The organism is Lactobacillus sp. C449L (assembly GCF_059900815.1).
The window spans coordinates 1-439 of the sequence record NZ_JBWXGA010000288.1 but is presented as its reverse complement, the minus strand read 5'-3'; the positions used below and the strand labels follow the sequence as shown (position 1 = coordinate 439).

The window sequence follows — 439 nt, the reverse complement described above, 5'->3', positions numbered from 1 at the left end:
GCTATAAGCAATGTCTTCCCATTCCCGCCCAGATACAAAACAGAAAATGGATTTGTCCATATGATACTTGGATTAAACAAAACATCCCCGAACTTCCATACCAATACTCCTAATAAAACAGTGCCTAGGACCGTGTCCGTAATCACCTGTTTATCCATACTCATTCTCTTAATTCTAAATAGCAAAAATAAATACCCGATCAGCCCGCCGATAATTGTAACCAATAATTCATACTTCAGTATAAATGGACCTATGCGAATAATTTCATTCATTTATCTGCTCCTGTGTGTCTGCTAGGTTTTTAAATTTTTCTGCGAAAAGTGAAGCTCCCCCGTAGCCCAAAATCTGATCGACGATGATTCCATCTTTATTGACAAAATATGTTGTAGGGATGGCTGTCACTTTATATTTATCAGAAACTGCATTATCCATATCCAAC

General features: G+C 37.4%; 1 protein-coding gene. It reads right to left on the bottom strand.

Features of this window, described 5'->3' with window-relative positions; genetic code table 11:
* The coding region (locus AC2JF9_RS09435) for a hypothetical protein (protein WP_500727254.1) at window positions 1-272 on the bottom strand (272 nt) is incomplete at its 3' end.
* Window positions 273-439 lie beyond the last annotated feature (167 nt).